The sequence below is a fragment of the Micromonospora sp. NPDC048894 genome (genome assembly GCF_040649765.1).
Lineage (GTDB): Bacteria > Actinomycetota > Actinomycetes > Mycobacteriales > Micromonosporaceae > Micromonospora > Micromonospora antibiotica.
Map to the genome: position 1 here is coordinate 32800 of NZ_JBEZFY010000023.1, position 17569 is coordinate 50368.

Annotated in this window: 17 protein-coding genes and 1 pseudogene; 6 read left to right on the forward strand and 12 right to left on the reverse strand. The window is 73.2% G+C overall.

Translation table 11 applies throughout. The annotated features are described in order from the left end of the window. Positions 1–16: 16 nt before the first annotated feature. The 6 genes from AB0C22_RS30400 to AB0C22_RS30425 form a co-directional block, all read right to left on the reverse strand. A complete protein-coding gene (locus AB0C22_RS30400; RefSeq protein ID WP_357538385.1) occupies positions 17–571 on the reverse strand; it encodes a Uma2 family endonuclease in 555 nt (184 codons plus the stop codon). A gap of 71 nt (positions 572–642) precedes the next feature. Then, complete coding sequence (locus tag AB0C22_RS30405; protein WP_357538387.1) at positions 643–1053, reverse strand: hypothetical protein; 411 nt, start codon at positions 1051–1053, stop codon at positions 643–645. A gap of 171 nt (positions 1054–1224) precedes the next feature. Then, a complete protein-coding gene (locus AB0C22_RS30410) occupies positions 1225–1698 on the reverse strand; it encodes a hypothetical protein (RefSeq protein ID WP_357538389.1) in 474 nt (157 codons plus the stop codon). Between the two features lie 14 nt (positions 1699–1712). After that, positions 1713–3014, reverse strand: coding sequence for a WXG100 family type VII secretion target (locus AB0C22_RS30415; protein ID WP_357538390.1), 1302 nt, complete (start codon positions 3012–3014; stop codon positions 1713–1715). Continuing rightward, positions 3011–3331, reverse strand: coding sequence for a type VII secretion target (locus AB0C22_RS30420; RefSeq protein WP_357538392.1), 321 nt, complete (start codon positions 3329–3331; stop codon positions 3011–3013). The genes AB0C22_RS30415 and AB0C22_RS30420 overlap by 4 nt, the downstream gene beginning before the upstream one ends. Further along, on the reverse strand, positions 3318–3719 hold the full coding sequence (locus AB0C22_RS30425; protein ID WP_219462154.1) for a YbaB/EbfC family nucleoid-associated protein: 402 nt from the start codon (positions 3717–3719) through the stop codon (positions 3318–3320). Before AB0C22_RS30425 ends, AB0C22_RS30420 begins: the two co-directional genes overlap by 14 nt. Before the next feature lie 287 nt (positions 3720–4006). Here AB0C22_RS30425 and AB0C22_RS30430 point away from each other — a divergent pair, with 287 nt between their 5' ends. Next, positions 4007–4648 (forward strand): hypothetical protein, encoded by a 642-nt coding sequence (locus AB0C22_RS30430; protein ID WP_219462152.1) that lies wholly within the window; start codon positions 4007–4009, stop codon positions 4646–4648. 155 nt (positions 4649–4803) lie between these two features. Continuing rightward, a complete protein-coding gene (locus tag AB0C22_RS30435; RefSeq protein ID WP_357538395.1) occupies positions 4804–6288 on the forward strand; it encodes an SDR family NAD(P)-dependent oxidoreductase in 1485 nt (494 codons plus the stop codon). A gap of 70 nt (positions 6289–6358) precedes the next feature. Here the strand turns inward: AB0C22_RS30435 and AB0C22_RS30440 are convergent, their stop codons facing one another. The 5 genes from AB0C22_RS30440 to pip all read right to left on the reverse strand — a co-directional run bounded on the left by AB0C22_RS30440 (position 6359) and on the right by pip (position 11937). After that, entirely contained in the window at positions 6359–6730 is a 372-nt protein-coding gene (locus AB0C22_RS30440; protein ID WP_219462142.1) for a hypothetical protein, read from the reverse strand. A gap of 46 nt (positions 6731–6776) precedes the next feature. Continuing rightward, positions 6777–7964: a DNA polymerase IV gene (gene dinB, locus AB0C22_RS30445; protein WP_357538397.1), complete on the reverse strand. Its 1188-nt coding sequence runs from the start codon at positions 7962–7964 to the stop codon at positions 6777–6779. 61 nt (positions 7965–8025) lie between these two features. Beyond that, complete coding sequence (locus tag AB0C22_RS30450; protein ID WP_357538399.1) at positions 8026–9600, reverse strand: FMN-binding glutamate synthase family protein; 1575 nt, start codon at positions 9598–9600, stop codon at positions 8026–8028. 58 nt (positions 9601–9658) lie between these two features. Further along, a complete protein-coding gene (locus AB0C22_RS30455) occupies positions 9659–10789 on the reverse strand; it encodes an N-acetylmuramoyl-L-alanine amidase (protein WP_219462140.1) in 1131 nt (376 codons plus the stop codon). Between the two features lie 194 nt (positions 10790–10983). After that, positions 10984–11937 (reverse strand): prolyl aminopeptidase, encoded by a 954-nt coding sequence (gene pip, locus AB0C22_RS30460; RefSeq protein WP_357538401.1) that lies wholly within the window; start codon positions 11935–11937, stop codon positions 10984–10986. A gap of 50 nt (positions 11938–11987) precedes the next feature. On the opposite strand from pip, the gene AB0C22_RS30465 reads away from it, so the two are divergent. The 4 genes and pseudogenes from AB0C22_RS30465 to AB0C22_RS30480 all read left to right on the forward strand — a co-directional run bounded on the left by AB0C22_RS30465 (position 11988) and on the right by AB0C22_RS30480 (position 16896). Next, positions 11988–12512, forward strand: coding sequence for a MarR family transcriptional regulator (locus AB0C22_RS30465; RefSeq protein WP_219462137.1), 525 nt, complete (start codon positions 11988–11990; stop codon positions 12510–12512). 139 nt (positions 12513–12651) lie between these two features. After that, positions 12652–14268: a serine/threonine-protein kinase gene (locus tag AB0C22_RS30470; RefSeq protein WP_219462135.1), complete on the forward strand. Its 1617-nt coding sequence runs from the start codon at positions 12652–12654 to the stop codon at positions 14266–14268. An 82-nt stretch (positions 14269–14350) separates the two neighbouring features. Next, positions 14351–15070: pseudogene (locus AB0C22_RS30475) on the forward strand (hypothetical protein); the annotation flags it as partial. 551 nt (positions 15071–15621) lie between these two features. Next, on the forward strand, positions 15622–16896 hold the full coding sequence (locus tag AB0C22_RS30480; RefSeq protein ID WP_357538404.1) for an MFS transporter: 1275 nt from the start codon (positions 15622–15624) through the stop codon (positions 16894–16896). Positions 16897–17003: 107 nt separating this feature from the next. On the opposite strand, the gene AB0C22_RS30485 is transcribed toward AB0C22_RS30480, so the two are convergent. Further along, positions 17004–17399 carry a YchJ family metal-binding protein gene (locus AB0C22_RS30485; protein WP_208570799.1) on the reverse strand — a complete coding sequence of 132 codons (396 nt, stop codon included), beginning with the start codon at positions 17397–17399 and terminating at the stop codon, positions 17004–17006. Between the last annotated feature and the right edge of the window lie 170 nt (positions 17400–17569).

A 17569-nucleotide genomic window follows, 5' to 3' on the forward strand; every position in this document is an offset into this window, starting at 1 on the left:
GGTGCGGGCGGTGCGGTCAGCCGAGGTCGTGCTCTGCCGGGTCGGTGTTGAGCACCCAGGCGAGCGGCATGCTGGCCCGCACGGCGTAGCGGTCGCCGTCCAGATGGTGCATCGTCACCGTCTGCGCCTGGTCCTGGTCGACCATCCAGTACTGGGGGATTCCTGCGGCGGAGTACTCGCTGCGCTTCGTGACGGTGTCCACGCCCTCGGAACCGGGTGAGACGATCTCGACGACGAGTAGCACGTCGGCCACCGGCAACCAGACGCCATCGGACTGTTCCTTGCTCCACACCACCAGGTCCGGGATGCGTCCGCCGACCCCACCGTGCCGTCCTGGGATGCGTAGCCCCACCGCCTGGGCAAGCCGGTCCGCCGGGATGCCGCCCTGGGCGAGCCACACCATGAGGCGGGTCGCGATGACGGCATGGGTGTATCCCGGCGGCGGCATGATCGAGAGGGCACCCTCGGGAGTGCTCTCGTACCTGTGGTGTTCGTCCGCAGCCATCATCGCGGTGAGATCGTCAAGCGTCACGACAGCGGGCATGTACCTGCCAACCGCCTCCGAACTCATGAAACGCATCGTACCGGTCCACGGGCCGAGTTCCTGACAGGGCTCACGGTCCCCTGTCGCCCATCTTGGGGTCAGTGGACTGAACGGGTGAGAGGTCGGTGGTAGCCGAGGATCCGCATCGCTTCCTTCCCTGCCGTCTGAAGATCTTTGATCCGTAGTTCAGGAACGTGATGGCTGTTCATCCGGATGGCCGCCAGGAAGCTCTCCGGAAGGCGCACGTGGTAGGTAGCCACGTAGAACCGCAGGTCGTCGCGCCAGAGCCACTCGCCGTCCGTCAACACGGCAGCACCGCCGACCAGGTGTCGGCCCCTGCCGAGGATGTCCAACTCGGCGCCCATCACATCGATCAGGCCGTGTCCGTCGCGCAGGATCACGAGATCGGCGTCGGGGAGCGGCTCATGCGCCAGGTGGGTGCGGATGCTCTCGGTGTAGACCTCGACCGGGTCCGGGCCGAGTTCTCGGAAGAAGCCCGCTCTCTTCATCGGCGGCCTCCTGATTGCCGATCGGCAACCCGAGATGCCTCGGCGGTGCTGCCCGCCAGTGCGTCGAGGGATCGCGCCTTCCCCCGTCCCAGCGCCGTGGTACCCGGGGCGGCGGAAGCGGGGCGGACGTCCTCAGCCGGTCGCCGGGTGTCGCCACTGAACTCCCGGAAGTCAGGCGCGTAGCTGGGTGAGGTAGCCGCTCCAGGCGGCATAGTCATCCGCGTCGGGCGAGGTGTCGGGCGGAAACCACGTGAGCCCGAGGACAGGGTTCCAGGCTGCGACAAGGGTGTCGAGCCCCGCCACCAGAGCCGCCGGCCACAACTGAGCGGTGGTGAGCTGCTCGAAGGCACGGCGGGCCTCCTCCAGTTGGACATCGCGGTTCCGCCCGGTGTACGCGAAGTCCCAGAGAATCTCATATCCGTCCAGGAGGGACTGCTCCTCCGGGATGTCCGACGGATACGCGAGGAAGTTGCGGGCGACCTCACCTCCCACCTCCTTGGTCGGATCGGCGCGAGCAGGGCGGCTGAGGTAGATGCCGTTGTCGGGGCCGGTCGAGATCTTCATGCCGACTGCGGACGAGATGCGGGCGGCGGCAACCTCCGGGGGATCCTGGGTGTGGATGAAAACATGTTCCAGCGTCGACATTTTCGCACCAATGGCTATTCAGGGAGGGTGAGGATTCGATTGTCACCGAGAACGATACGAACCTGATCAGGCAGGACGCTTCCATGCTGTCGATGCTGCCCGAGCGCTCGTGCGAAACCTCGTCGCGCGTCCTCCTCGGTCAGCCCGACTGCGCGTCCGTCAATGATCAGATCGCCTCCGTCCGTCTGTGCGACCTGTTTACCTGCGGCCAAGATGTTGCGGCGGACCGCCTCGCTGCTGGGCCTGTCGAGGGTCTTGAACTCGGTCACCACGCCGGGGTCTGTAGGGCTTGACCGGATCATCGCATCAGGGTTCTTGCTTCCACGAATGTCATCTATCCGTTCCCTCGGGTGCACCATATCGCCCTGCTCGGCGACCCGGTCGGCGATATCTCGTTCTTTCGGGTCGAACAGGCCACGGGGATCCTCGACACCGGGGCGGAAGGCTGCTCCGAGGGGCCCCTTGTGGGTTCCCGGGTCGAAGTCAGGGCCATGCCCGTGTGCTGGAGAGGCTGCTCCCTTCTCTGCTGGCAACGGCCCTTCCCCACGGGAACCGCCGTTCCGTAGCCGGCCCAGCGCCTGCTTGAGTTTCTCGATGAGGTCGCCGAGGCGGCGCAGTTCCGGCAGCAACCGTCGCAGGCTCGCCAGCAACCCGCGCAGCAGCCGGGCGATCCGCGCCGCCCACGAGCCCACCAGCGTGGTCACCTGCTCCACCACCCACGGCGTGGCGAGTCCGCCGGTGGCGAGTAGTTCGCCCGCGTACACGATGAGGCGGGAGACGCAGGCGGCGATGGCGTCGCGGACGAGGAGCCGGACGGCGGCGACGAGGCCGGCGGCGCCCTCGGTGGCGGCGGCGAGGGTGTCGGCGCCCCGGGCGAGGCCGGTGATCGCCTGGTGCTGCCCGGCGGCCCAGGCCCGGTAGGCGGTGCCGGCGTCGCCGCCCCAGCCGGCGACCTCGGTACGCACCGCGTGGGTCAACTCGACGGCGTCGGCGCGTAGGGCGGCGGCGACGTTGCGCCAGGTCTGGGCGTGGGCGGTGATCTGGGCGGGGTCACCGGCGAGCCAGTCGAGGGCCTCGCTGAGGGGTTTGACGTGTTCGATGAGCCAGGCGATGCCGTACTGGAGCAGCGCGCCGACCGGGTCGGAGACGAGGGCGAGGGCGTCCAGGCCGGCGCTGACCACGCCGAGGCTGCCGTCGATCCAGCTGCCGGTGCGGACGCCCTGGGCGATGAGTTCGATGTCCTCGCAGATCCAGATCCCGGCCCATGCGCTGGGGCCGGCGTCCGACGCGGTGGCGACCAGCGGGTTGCCGGTCACCGACGGTTCCGTATCTGGTCGAGTTGTCGGGCGGCGCGGGTGTCGGCGGCCCGGTAGCTCTCGGCGCTGCGGCGGAGCTTGCCGGCGGTGTCGCGGACCGATCCGGCGGCGGTGTCGACGCCGTCGACCAGGGTCCGTTGGAGGCCGCCGAGCAGCGTCGGCATGATCGCGCAGAGCTGCCCGTACGCATCGGCGTCGAGCCGGACGTGGTCGCCGGCCTGTCGGGCGGTGTCCAGGCTGTCGGCGCAGCGGTCGAGGTGGGCGGCGTGCGTGGTCAGGTCGTCCGGATCGACCCGGATGCCGTCACCGGTGAGCATCCGGGGTGTCCTGGCCGGGGTCGAGCCGCTGCCGGTGCGACGCGATGATCGCCTGGGCGGTCGGGTCGTCGGCACCGAGGACCCGGGTGGTGGCCTCGGTGAGCTGCCGCAGCAGGTCGGTGCGCGCGGCGTGGGCGGTGGCCATGATCTGCCGGGCGGTGTGGGCTGCGGAGTGTCGCCGGGTCTGTTCGTCGAGCCGCAGGTCGACCAGCAGACCGGTGGGGTCGACGGTGACCTCGACGGTCCGGTCCGGGCTGCGGGCGGTGCCGGTCAGGGTCTGCACCTGTGCGGCGAGGCGCTGCGCCCGCTCCGCCCGGTCGGTGAACGATGCCTCCCACCCGTCGAGCCGGCGGGTCGCCGCGTCCAGGGCAGCCTCATCCGCCCACATTCCACCCTCCCCGGGGGACAGTCACCGACGCCGGCCCGGCCTGGCCGGGACGCCTCGGTCAACGGCGGACCGTGGTCACCGATACCGTACCAACCGGTTACGCAAGGCAGTGTCCCGTCGGAGCCGGTCTCGGCGGACGGCCGCGACCCGGGGTGTCGAGTCGGCTTCCCGACTGGGGCGCGACGATCCGGGGGTTGTCCGGGGGTGCCACACCGTCCATTATGCTCACAGCGCGTGCCGGAGACGATGCCCTCGGTAGTCACGCGTCTGAACGAAGGGACCTCTGCATGAACTGGACCGAGCGGATCAGCCCACTGCTGCGGCGGCGGGGCCCGGGGACGACCACCCCGCTGCGTGCCGTCCTGGCCCTGCTCGCCGTGCTGGTCGCGGGGGTCGCCGCCACGCTCGCCGTCGCGACGCCGGCCAGCGCCGCGACCACCACGATCTGCAAGAGCTCGCCGATCCCCGCCGGCTACGTGATCATCGCGGAGGGCTCGTCGGCGTCCTGCCCGTACAGCTTCCCCAACACGTGGACGATCACCACGCCCTCCACCACCTCGACCACCGTGATGTGCAAGGCCTCCGCCGTGCCGACCGGCTACGTGATCCTGGCCGAGGGCTCGTCGGCGTCCTGCCCGTACAGCTTCCCCAACACCTGGACCATCAAGATCCCGCCGACCGGCTCGGCGAGCGTGATGTGCAAGGCGTCCACCCTGCCGTCCGGTTTCGTGATCATCGCGCAGGGGTCGTCGGCGTCCTGCCCGTACAGCTTCCCCAACACCTGGACCATCACCACCCCGTCCACCACGGGCATCACCACCATCTGCTCGGCCTCGCCGATCCCGGCCGGCTATGTCGTGGTCGGCACCGGGTCCTCGGCGTCCTGCCCCTACAGCTTCCCGAACACCAGGAGCATCAGGCTGCCCTGACCGGCGGGCTCCGGCTGCGGCCCCGGACGGGGGCCGTGGCCCAGCTCGCCGCCGACGCCGAGCCCCGCGCGTCGCGCCGGTCCGCCCCGGGTGCGTAGAGTTCCCGGGTCGGGCCGGCGGTCGGCCCCGGATGGCAGGGCGGGACGATAGCGGACATGACGGTGGACAACGTCGGACAATCGGGCAACGCCGGCAGCCGGGGGCGCGACGCCGGCACCCCGGGTGTCGACCAGGACGAGTTGGCGGTCGCGCTGCGGGTCTTCGCGGCGCTGGAGGCGCTGCCCAGCGACCACCCGGACGTGGTACGGGTGCAGCGGGCCACCGCCCGGCTGTTCAAGATGGTGAAGCAGCGGCGACGCGAGGAGCGGCGGGAGAGCGTCCTGGCCCACGACCGCGCGGTCACCGCCGCCACCGCCACGGGTGCACCGGGCCGGATCGACGACGAGACCAAGGGCATCCCGCTCGCCTCACCGACCGCCGGTGACTCCGCCGGCACCCTGATCAACCCGCGCGGCTGCTACATCTGCAAGACCCGCTACCGCCAGGTCGACGCGTTCTACCACCAGCTCTGCCCCGACTGCGCCACCCTCAACCGGGAGCGCCGCGACGCACGGTGCGACCTGACCGGGCGGCGGGCGCTGCTCACCGGGGGACGTGCCAAGATCGGCATGTACATCGCGCTGCGCCTGCTGCGCGACGGCGCGCACACCACGATCACCACCCGGTTCCCGCACGACGCGGTCCGCCGCTTCACCGCCATGCCGGACAGCGCCGACTGGCTGCACCGGCTGCGGGTGGTCGGCATCGACCTGCGCGACCCCGCCCAGGTGGTGGCGCTGGCCGACTCGGTCGCCGCGCAGGGCCCGCTGGACATCCTGATCAACAACGCCGCGCAGACGGTACGCCGCACCCCCGGCGCGTACGCCCACCTGGTCGCCGCCGAGTCGGCGGCGCTGCCCGAGGGGCCGCTGCCGGAGCTGCTCACCTTCACCGGTGGCCGGGGCGTCACCCTGGCGCTGCCGGACGGGACCGTGCCGGCGGCCGCCATCGCCCCGCATGCCCTCACCGCGCTGGCGCTGACCGGCCGGTCCGCCACGCCGGAGCGGATCGCCGCCGCCACCGCCATCGACGCCGGTGGGCTCGCCCCCGACCTCGGGGACACCAACAGTTGGGTGCAGCGGGTGCACGAGGTCGACCCGGTCGAGCTGCTCGAGGTGCAGCTGTGCAACGTCACGGCCCCGTTCGTGCTGGTCAGTCGGCTGCGGCCGGCGTTGGCCGCCGCACCGGCCGGGCGGTCGTACGTGGTGAACGTGTCGGCGATGGAGGGGCAGTTCGCCCGGGGTTACAAGGGGGCGGGGCACCCGCACACCAACATGGCCAAGGCGGCGCTGAACATGCTCACCCGCACCAGCGCCGAGGACATGCGCGCCGACGGCATCCTGATGACCAGCGTCGACACCGGCTGGATCACCGACGAGCGTCCCCACCCGACGAAGATGCGCCTTGCCGACGAGGGCTTCCACGCCCCGCTGGACCTGGTCGACGGGGCCGCCCGGGTGTACGACCCGATCGTCCGGGGCGAGCGGGGCGAGGAACTCTACGGTTGCTTCCTCAAGGACTACGCGCCCTGCGCCTGGTGAGCGGCGGTCGCGGTGGGCGGACCGACCCGCAGCCGGGCCGTGGTCGCGCCCGGGACGGCCGCCTCCGGGGTCAGGCGACCCGGGGGACCGGCAGCACGCCCCGGTGGGTGGTGCCCGAGATGTCGCCGGTCTGGTCGACGACCGGTGACCTCGGTGCGACCCGGGCGGCGGCGTCGACCGGGCCGGGTGGCCCACCGGCGGGCGGGACGGCCGGCAGCACCGTGGTCGGGGCGAGCGAGGCCCCGATCTCGGCCAGCAGGCCGTGCAGCCGGGACACGTCGTCGAGGGCCATCCGGAACGAACCCCGACACGTCACGCCGCTCCACAGGGACAGCACCACTGCTCCGCGTTCCGGGTGGTAGCTGACCCGCATCGTCCGTTCGTCGCTCCGTACGTCGGTGAACAGGTCACCGAAGCTGGGCATCGGCAGTACCTCTCCCATCGATCCAGCATGCCCGAGCCGGCGGCGCCGGGGAAGCCCCGACGGATCAGTCGGGCAATCGGGGCATCTCCAGGCCGGGGCGACGGCCGAGCAGGGTGGCCCGGGTCAGCGCCGCCGCCCCGAACCGGTCCCGAACGGCGTCGACGGCGCTGTCCAGCTCGATGTCCCGGTCAGCGTCGAACGGCAGTTCGGGCTGCACCGGGGCGTCGTCGAGGTTGCCCACCGCCACCCCGATCAGAGTGACCCCGCGTCGGGTGAGTTCGGGCTGGGCGGCGCGCAGCAGCGACCGGGCGGTGTTCAGCAGCGGTGTCGTCCGGTCGGTGGCCCGGCGCAGCGTCCGGGACCGGGTGGCCGAGGTGTAGTCGGCGAACCGCAGCCGCAGGGTCACCGTCCGGCCGGTGCGGCCGGCGGCCCGCATCCGGCGGGCCACCCGGTCGACCAGCCCCGCCAGCGTCGCATCGACGTCGGCGGGGGAGTGCGGCCCGGCCCCCAGGGCGTGCTGCGCGCCCATCGACGACCTGCGCCGGCCCACCTGCACCGGCCGTGGGTCGCGGTTGTGGGCCAGCGCGTGCAGGTGCCCGCCCGCGCCGACGCCGAGCAGCGACTCGAGGGCGGGAACGTCGAGGCGGGCGACCTGGCCGACGGTCCGGATGCCCCGGGCGCGCAGCTTCGCCGCGCTGACCGGGCCGACACCCCAGAGCCGTTCCACCGGCAGCGGGTGCAGGAATGCCAGCTCGCCGTCGGGCGGCACCTCCAACAGGCCGTCCGGCTTGGCCACCCCGCTGGCGACCTTGGCGAGGAACTTCGTCCGGGCCACCCCGACCGTGATGGGCAGCCCGACCTGCTCGCGCACCACCCGACGCAGCCGGGTCGCGATCTGCACCGGCGATCCGGCGAGCCGGCGCAGGCCCCCCACGTCGAGGAACGCCTCGTCGATGGAGAGCCCCTCCACCCAGGGGGTGGTGTCCCGGAAGATGGCGAACACCGCCCGGCTCGCCGCCGTGTACGCGGCCATCCTCGGCGGCACCACGACCGCCCCGGGGCAGAGCCGCCGGGCCTGCCGGCCGCCCATCGCGCTCTGCACGCCGTACGCCTTCGCCTCGTAGCTGGCCGCGAGGACCACCCCGCCGCCGACGATCACCGGCCGGCCGCGCAGCCGGGGGTCGTCCCGCTGCTCGACCGAGGCGTAGAACGCGTCCAGGTCGGCGTGCAGGATGCGGGCTCCGGTCGACACCGAACCATGTTCGCACACATGTTCGAAAAATGGTGCTGAGCTGCCCGGTTCGGGTCGCGGGTCAGCGCTGGGCGGTGGCCGAGGGGAGGGCGCTGCCACCCCGGGGTGCCTCGCCGGCCATCAGCCGGGCGATCTCCGCCCGGTCGGCCGCCGACGGCAACCCCCACTGCGGCTGGTAGCCGTAGACCTCCCGCAGGGGGCGGGCCGAGGTCCGGCCGTCGAGGATCTCGACCGCGTCGGTGTCGATCAGCCCCGGATGCTCCACCCCGCACGCCTCGGCGACCTTGACCAGATCCCGGCGCAGGGTGCCGATGTAGTTCGCCGCCCGCACCGACTTGCGGGCCGGGTCCAGCCCTCGGGCCAGCCAGGCGTTCTGGGTGGCGACGCCGGTGGGACAGGTGTCGGTGTGGCACTTCTGGGCCTGGATGCAGCCGATCGCCAGCATCGCCTCCCGGCCCACGTTGACCAGGTCGCAGCCGAGTGCGAAGGCCACCACGGCGTTGTCCGGCAGGCCGAGCTTGCCCGCGCCGACGAAGACGGTCTGCTCGTGCAGTCCCCGCTCGGCGAAGGTGCGGTAGACCCGGGCGAAGCCCTGCTGGAACGGCAGCGACACCGAGTCGGTGAAGATCAGCGGCGCGGCGCCGGTGCCGCCCTCGCCGCCGTCGACGGTGACGAAGTCGACGCCCCGCCCGGTGTCGCGCATCAGCGTGGTCAGCTCCTCCCAGAACCCCAGGTCGCCGACGGCGGACTTGATGCCGACCGGCAGTCCGGTCTCGGCGGCCAGCAGCTCCACCCAGTCCAGCAGGCTGTCGCAGTCGGAGAACTCGGCGTGCCGCGACGGGCTCACGCAGTCCTGCCCGGGGGTGATGCCCCGGGTGGCGGCGATCTCGGCGGACACCTTCGCCCCGGGCAGCAGCCCGCCCAGGCTGGGTTTCGCGCCCTGGCTGAGCTTGATCTCCAGGGCCCGCACCGGAGCGCCGGCGACCAGGTCGCGCAGCCGGGCGAGGTCGAACCGGCCCCGGGCGTCCCGGCAGCCGAAGTACGCCGTCCCGAGCTGGAAGACCAGCTCGCCGCCGTGGCGGTGGTACGGCGACAGCCCACCCTCGCCGGTGTTCTGCAGGCAGCCGGCCAGCGCCGCCCCCTGGTTGAGGGCGGACACCGCGTTGCCGGACAGCGAGCCGAAGCTCATCCCGGAGATGTTGACCACCGACCCGGGGCGGAACGCCTTCGCCCGGCCGCGTGGCCCGCCGAGCACCTTGGCCGCCGGCAGCCGTACGTCGTGCCCGGCGGTCGGCACCGACGACGGGACGGTCCGGGCGAACGTGCGGTGTTTGATGATCGGGTAGCCGGGGCTGCGTTCGATGTCGTTGTCGGTGCCGAAGCCGAAGTAGTTGTTCTCCTGCTTGGCCGAGGCGTAGACCCACCGCCGTTGGTCCCGGGTGAACGGGCGTTCCTCGTCGTTGCCGGCGACGATGTACTGCCGCAGCTCCGGGCCGATCGCCTCCAGCAGGTAGCGGGCCCGCCCGACCAGCGGGAAGTTGCGCAGCAGCGCATGGTCACGTTGGAGGACGTCCCGGGCGGCGAGGCCGGCTACGGCGGCGGCGATCACGGGTACGGTGCGGCGGGCCCACGTCATGCCGGCCACACTCCCCGCTGCCGCCGTCGCCCAAACAGCCTGCCGGTGTGGCGTGTGGTCAGTGCCGCAGCGACTGCCGCACGATGCCGCCGACCAGGGCGCACCAGGTTTCGGTGGAGACCGTGCCGGTGCGGGGCAGGCCATGCAGCGCCTGGAGGTCCTGCACGGCGCGGCGGGTGGCCGGGTCGTAACCGCCGGTGACGGTGACCTCGGCGTAGCCCTTCCAGTTCAGGATGAACTGCACCGCCTGCACGGGCAGGCCGGTGGCGTCGCGGTCGAGTTCGGGCGCGAGGGTTTCCCAGGTGGGGGCGGTCAGGGTGGCGTCGACGTCGACCGGGATGCCGTTGCGGGCCTGCCAGTCGCCGACCGCGGCGACGGTGGCGGCGTCGAACGTGCCGCTCGGGGTGACCGGGTAGCCGCGGTGGGCCAGCAGGTACTGGGCGACCTGGACACCGGGGGCGTTGACGAAGCGCCACAGGTCGGGCCAGCGGCGGGCCGGTGCCTCGCCCGCCCGGGTGCCGAGCCGGTGCGCGACCTGCCGGCGGATGCCGGGGAAGAGGCGGTAGAACTGCGCGCCGGGGCAGAGCGTGGCGCGGAAGTCCCAGTGGCCGAAGATGTCGTGGGCGTGCAGGCCGTACTGCCGGCAGACGGTGGTGCAGAGCCGGACCAGGGAGTCGAGCAACGCCTGCGGCGGCGTGTCGGTGACGTAGGTGCCCTCGTTCTCGATGCCGATGGCCCGGCCGTTCTCGCCGGGGCAGTGCGCCGAGACCATCTGCCGGTCACCGGCCCGTAGCCGCTCCAGGCTGCCGTGCCGTCCCTCCAGGACGTACCCGCCCCGGCTGACGGTGAAGTGCTGGCCGGTGTCGGACCAGCCGTTGCCGTCCATGTGCAGGTCCTGGCAGTCGTGGGCCAGGGTGACCGCCTGCTCGCGGGAGTGGTCGGTGACGTTCGGGAAGGCCATGTGGTGCACGATGATCTTGTTGGTGGGGATCGTGCTGACCGACAGCGGGTCGGCGGGCGGGCGGGCGTCCCACTCGTCGCAGTCGATGATCCAGTCCAGGTCCGCGCCCGGGGCGGCCTCGGCGACGCCCGGCAGGGCCAGGTCGGACCCGACGACCGTGACGGTGGCCGCGCCGAGACCGGCCCGCAGCAGCGTACGACGGTCGAGTGCGGGGCGTACGACGGACATGGCATCTCCTCGGCGAGCGACGGCGGCGCTGACGACGAAAACTAGCTCCAGTGACTCCGCGTGTGATGGAGGATATTGCCACTCCGGCGGTCGGCGCTAGAGGGCGACATCGATCGATTCTGCCCGTCTTCGAGCCGTGCCGGGCAGAACTGTCCGAATGTCCTGCCGTCGGGGGATGGACCCGGGGCGACCGCTCAGTCGGCGACGGCGAAGTCGTCCAGGGCGGCCAGCAGGTGCCGCCGGGTCTGCGCCGTGCCGAAGTGCCCCGCCCCCTCGACCACGTGCAGGCGCGAGCCCGGCCAGGCCCGGTGCAGCTCCCAGGCGGTCGCCAGCGGGCTGCCCAGGTCGACCCGGCCGTGGATCAGCACCCCCGGGATGCCGGCGAGCCGGTCGGCGTGCCGGATCAGCTCACCCTCGGCCAACCAGGCCCCCTGGGAGAAGTAGTGCGCGCAGATCCGCACCATCGCGGTCCGCTCGGCCGACGGGCGGTCACCGTACGGGTTGCCCACCCCCTCGGCGGAGACCACCGCGTCCTCCCAGGCGCACCAGTCGCGCACCGCCCGCTCGCGGACCGCCGGGTCCGGGTCCTGCACCAGCCGGGCGTACGCGCCGACCACGTCGTCGTCGGGGCCGACGCCGCCGCCGGCGAGGAACCGTTCCCACTCGCGGGGGAAGTACCGGCCGACACCCCGGTAGAGCCAGTCGATCTCCGACCGGCGGGTGGTGGTGACCGCCCCGATCACGATCGCCGACACCCGCTGCGGGTGCCGCTGCGCGTACGCCAGCAGCAGCGTCGAGCCCCACGAGCCGCCGTAGAGCAGCCACCTGTCGACGCCCAGGTGCCCGCGCAGCCGTTCCATGTCGGCGACCAGGTGCGCGGTGGTGTTGTGCCGCAGGTCGGTGGCCGGGTCGGCGGCGTGCGGGGTGCTGCGTCCGCAGTTGCGCTGGTCGAACAGGACCACCCGGTAGCGGTCGGGGTCGAAGTACCGCCGGGCCCACGGGCCGCAGCCCGAGCCCGGTCCACCGTGGACGACCAGCGCGGGCCGCCCGGCCGGGTTGCCGCACACCTCCCAGTAGACCGCGTTGCCATCGCCGACGTCGAGCATGCCCTGGTCGTAGGGCTCGATCGGTGGGTACCGCTCGTCCATCGGTGGCCTCCCCGGGAGCGCGAGATACAACAGCGCTGTTACATTACGGCATGCCCGACGAACCGTCCGACCCCGCACTGCTCGGCACCCGACTGCGGCACCTGCTCGACCTGCTCGACGGTGACGTCGCCGCCGTCTACGCCGACCTCGGGCTGCCCGGCTTCCGACCCCGCTACACCCCGGTGCTGATCGCGCTGGACCGCCTCGGGCCGGCGTCGATCCGTACCCTGGCCGGGGCGACCGGGGTGACCCACTCCGCCGCCAGCCAGACCGTCGCCCGGATGGCGGCCGACGGGCTGGTCACCCTCACCCCCGGCGTCGACGCCCGGCAACGCGTCGTCACCCCCACCGACCGGGCCCGGCACCTGCTGCCCGTCCTGCACGCCGAGTACGCCGCCACCGCCACCGCCGCCCGCCGGTTCGAGGCGGAGCTGGCGTACCCGCTGAGCCGCCTCGTCGACGAGGCGCTGGCCGCGCTGCGGCAGCGGCCGATGCGGCAACGCATCGCCGACATCGCCCCGCAGTTCGCCCGTCCGCCCGCGACGGGCGGACAGCCCCCGACCCCACCCCGGTGACCGAAAGTAATCTTCGCAGCCGGACGACCGGAGGCGAGGAAACAACCGTTGCGCCGATTCACCGCAGCTCCCGCCGGGTAAGAATGATCAGTGTGGCCCTGACCTGTGACCAGTCCCGGCGGACCGGAAAGGCCGGCGGGTGACCGGCGACTGGCGGTTGTCCGGCTACACCCCGGTACGGCAGCTCGGCGCGGGCACGTCCGGCCCGGTGCTGCTCGCCACCCACGACGCCACCGGCACCCCGGTCGCCATCCGCTACCTGACCCCGGCCCTCGGCGGCGATCCGGCCTTCCGGATGGCCCTGCGCGAGCAGGCGCGACTGCTGGTCGAGGTGGACGACCCGCACGTCTGCCGCCTCTTCGAGTACGCCGAGACGCACGCCGCCGCGGCGATCGTGGTGGAGCTGGTCAACGGCGTGCCGCTGCGTCAGCTGCTGCGCACGCGCGGCCCCATCGGTCCGGAGGCCGCGCTCTGCGTCCTCAAGGGCTCCCTCGCCGGGCTCGCCGCTGTACACGCCCGCGGTGTGGTGCACGGTGACCACCGCCCCGACAACGTGCTCGTCACCCGCGACGGGTGGCCCACGCTCACCGACGTCGGCATCACCCCGCCCACCGGCAACCGGCACTACCAGGCCCCCGAGCAGTGGACCGGGGCCCCCGCCGAGCCGGCCGGTGACATCTACGCCGCCACCGCGACCTTCTTCGAGTGCCTCACCGGCCGACCTCCCTACGACGGACGGGACCTGGCCACCCTGCGCGCGCAGCACAGCGCCACCCCGATCCCCGGCACCCCGACCCCCGCCCCGGTGCACGATCTGCTCCGCCACGGCCTGGCCTGGTGCCCCGCCGACCGGACCCAGCCCGCCGAGATCTTCCTCACCGAGCTGGAACACACCGCCGCCCGCTCGTACGGCGGGGAGTGGGAGGAACGGGGGCGGCGTCAGCTGGCCCAACGGGTCGCGCTGCTCGCCGCCTGCCTCCCCTTCCCCGAGGGTGCCCCCGGGCACGTCGACCCGGCCGCCGTCGACCCCGCCGGGCCCCACCCGGGCCCCCGGCGCGGCGGCACCCGCAACGCCCTGGTCGGTGTCGGGCTGACCGCGGCACTGCTGGTCGGCGTCGTCGGGCTGGGCTACGTCGCCCGCGGGCCCGGGGCGTTCACCCTCGCCGACGGTGCCGTCGGGCCGGGAGCGACCGCCGCCACCACCCGCAGCCCCGCGCCGCTCGCCGCCGCCCCGGCCATCAGCGTCGTGCCGCCGGAGCCGAGCCGCAGCCCCACCCCGGCGGCGACCACGACGGACCCACCGCCCACCAGCCCGGCCCGGTCGGCCACCGCCGCCACCACCCGGGTACGCACCCCGAGTCCCACACCACCGGCCACGCCGATCAGCCCGCTGCTGCCCCCCGACGTGTTCCCGCCGACGGTGTCGGCCGTGGACGCCAGCCCGGCCACGGTGGAGCCGAAGGGCTGCCCCGACGTGGCCACCTCGACCACGGTCACCGCCCGGGTCCTCGACGACGGGGCTGCCGGCGACCTGCTGCGGGTGTCGTTGCGCTACACCCTCGACGGGGCCACCCGCACGGTCGCCATGACCCAGACCGGCCCGGACACCTTCGCGGGCACCCTCGGCGACCTGCCGACGCCCCCGGCGACCACCAGGATCCCGGTCCAGGTGATCGCCGTCGACGACGCCGGCAACGCCTCCGCCCCCACCGGCCCGGTGGTGGTGTCACTGCTGCCCACCTGCACGTCGGGCTGACCGTCCGGTCCGACCGGAGTTTCCAACGCACCGGCCGGGGGTAGCTTCGGGGGTCGACCGAGCTGACGGTGGAGGACCACGGATGACAGACAACTTCGGCGACGCGGCGGGTGACGCCCTCCGCGCGGTGCTGCTGTTCCTGCCCAAGGCGGTCGCCTTCGTGGCGATCCTGGTGGCCGGCTGGCTGATCGCGAAGGCCGTCCGCAGGATCGTCGACAAGGTGCTGGAGCGGGTGCACTTCGACCGGGCCGTCGAGCGTGGCGGCATCAAGACCGCCCTGGCCCGCTCCCGCTACGACGCCAGCGACATCGTCGCCAAGCTCGCCTACTACGGGGTGCTGCTGGTGACCCTCCAACTCGCCTTCGGCATCTGGGGGCCCAACCCGATCTCCGACCTGATCGCCGGGGTGATCGCCTGGCTGCCCCGGGCGTTCGTCGCCATCGTCATCGTGGTGGTCGCCGCCGCGATCGCCAACGCGGTCAAGGACATCATCAGCAGCGCGCTCGGCGGCCTGTCCTACGGCCGGGTGCTGGCCAACATCGCCTCGGTGTTCATCCTCGGGCTCGGGGTGATCGCCGCCCTCAACCAGATCGGTGTCGCCACCGCGGTCACCACGCCGGTGCTGATCGCCGTCCTCGCCACCGTCGGCGGAATCCTCGTCGTCGGGGTCGGCGGCGGACTGATCCGTCCCATGCAGGCCCGCTGGGAGTCCTGGCTGACCCGTGCCGAGCAGGAGTCCCGCACCATCGCCACCCACGCCCGTGCCTACCAGGCGGGCCGGCAGGACGTCGCTGCCCGGTTGGGCCCGTACGCGCAGGCCGAGCGCACCCCGCCGGTGCCCACCGCCGCCACACCCACCCCACCGACGTCGCTGGACGACGACGCCGAGCGCACCCAGGTGGTGACCCGCCCCGACGACGCCGAGGCGACCCAGGTCCTGCCACGGTCCGACGAGGCGGAGCAGACCCAGGTCGTGTCCCGTCCTGCCGACCCGGAACCGACCCCACCGGCAGCGCCGGGCGCGGACCGGGACGTCACCGACACGTCAGGCGTCGCGGTGCCGCGCCAGGCCGGGCCGGTGGACGGCTCCACCACCGACAGTGAGGCCACCATGGTCATTCCCCCGCTGGACCCGGGCACGCCCCGAGGCTGAACAGCGCAGGCGGCGGGGCGGGACCGGACCAGGGTCCCGCCCCGCCGCCGTGTGCACCCCGCAGGGCCGCACCCCAGGGCCGGGACGGGCTAGCATCGGCGGATGACCTGGCGATGTTGATCCGGCCCTGAAGGCCGAAGCCGCGGGCCGCCGCGGACGCCGTACCTCCCGCGTCCGTTCCGTCCCGTGGAAAGGCCCTGATGACCCTCACCTGCACACGGGTGCCCGACACCCGTGTCCGCCGACTGTCGACCACGCTCTACTGCTACCTGTTCCTCGACGACCTTGTCCTGCTCTATCCGGTGTACGTCCTGCTGTTCAGCGACACCGGCCTCACCGTCGGGCAGATCTCCGGGCTGTTCGTGCTCTGGTCGATGACGGCTGTCCTGCTGGAGGTCCCGTCCGGGGCCTGGGCCGACACCGTCTCCCGCCGCCTGCTGCTCTGCCTCGCGCCGCTGCTCACCGGGGCCTGCTTCACGTTGTGGGTGCTGGTGCCGTCGTGGTGGGCGTTCGCGCTCGGCTTCGTGCTCTGGGGTGCCGCCGGCGCGTTCGGCTCCGGCGCCCTCGAGGCGTTGGTCTACACCGAACTCGACCGGCTCGGCGCTGCCGGACGGTACGCCCGCACGATGGGCCGGGCCCGGACCGCCGGGGTGCTCGGCGTGCTCGCCTCGCTCGGTCTGGCCGGCCCGGTCCTCGCCGTCGGTGGGTGGCCGGTGGTCGGCGCGGCGAGCGTGCTGTCCGGTGTGCTGGCCGCCACCGTGGCCACCCGGTTCCCGGAACACCGTCCCGCCGCGCCGGCCGCCGGCTCGTCGACCGTGCCGGTCCCCGGGCCACCGGACGGCGCGGAGGCCGAAGTGGGCTGGTGGGCGAGCCTGCGCACCGGTCTCGCCGAGGCACGCGCCGACCGGCGGGTACGTGCCGCCGTGCTGCTCGTCCCGGCGGTGACGGCACTCTGGGGCATCCTCGACGAGTACACCCCGCTGCTGGCCCGGGACACCGGTGTCCCGACGTCCACGGTGCCACTGCTGCTCCTGCCGGTCTGGCTCGGGATGACCGTCGGCGGCCTGCTCGCCCCGACGGTGGAGCGCCTGTCCACCCGGGGGTACGCGGCGCTGCTCGCCCTGGCCGCGGTCGCGCTGGCCGGCGGGGCCGTCGTACGACATCCGGGCGGCTTCGTGCTGCTCGGCGTGGCGTTCTGCGCCCTGCAACTGGCCACGGTGCTCGCCGACGCCCGGTTGCAGGCCCGGATCACCGGCCCGGGGCGGGCGACGGTTACCTCGCTCGCCGGGATGGGCACCGACCTGGCGATGATCGTCGCCTACGGCGGTTACGCGCTGGTCGCCACGACGGGCGGGCACGCGATGGCGTTCGCGGCGGCGGCCGGGCCCTACCTGCTGGTCGCCGCCGCGTTGCTGGTGTCGGGGCGGTCCGGTGCGGTGCCGCGGCCCCGCCCGCCGGGGGAGGTGGTTTCGTGAGCCGGCACCGGGGCGGTGAGCGGGCGGCGGCGGACGTGCGCCGTTGCCGAGGGGCCGACGCCCGCCGCCGGGGCTCCCGGGCCCGGGCGCGATCGGCGTCGCCGGGATCAGCCCGGCAGCGCGTCGAGGTAGACCCAGTTGCCGTCCTCCCGGACGAACCGGCTGTGCTCGTCCACGGTGCCCGGCTGCCCGGCGTCGCGGTAGTGGGCGCGGAACGCCACAGTGCCGGTGCTGTCGAGCAGGCCGCCGCGCGTGCGTTCCACGATCTCCAACCGGGTCCACCGCTGGGCGGGATCGAGTCGTAGCCCGCCCGGCCGGGTGCGGGAGTGCCAACTGCGCAACAGGTAGGCGGGGTCGCCGACGGCGAAGGCGCTGAACCTGGACCGCATCAACGCCTCCGCCGTCGGGGCCGTACCCTCGCCCCGGTGCAGCGGCCCGCAGCAGTCGTCGTACGGCAGCCCGGTGCCGCAGGGGCAGGACCGCCGGGATGCGTCTTTGGCCATGACGCCCATCCTGCCGCACGCCCCGTGACCGACGATCGGGCCGCCCCCTGGGTGGGGGCGGCCCGTGTCGGTGTTCGAGGTCAGGACGAGTAGCGGGTCAGGAGGTGTAGCCGCGGGTGGCGATCCAGTCGGCGAGGTTGTCGACGCTCATCCGGTAGGACGCGGTGTTC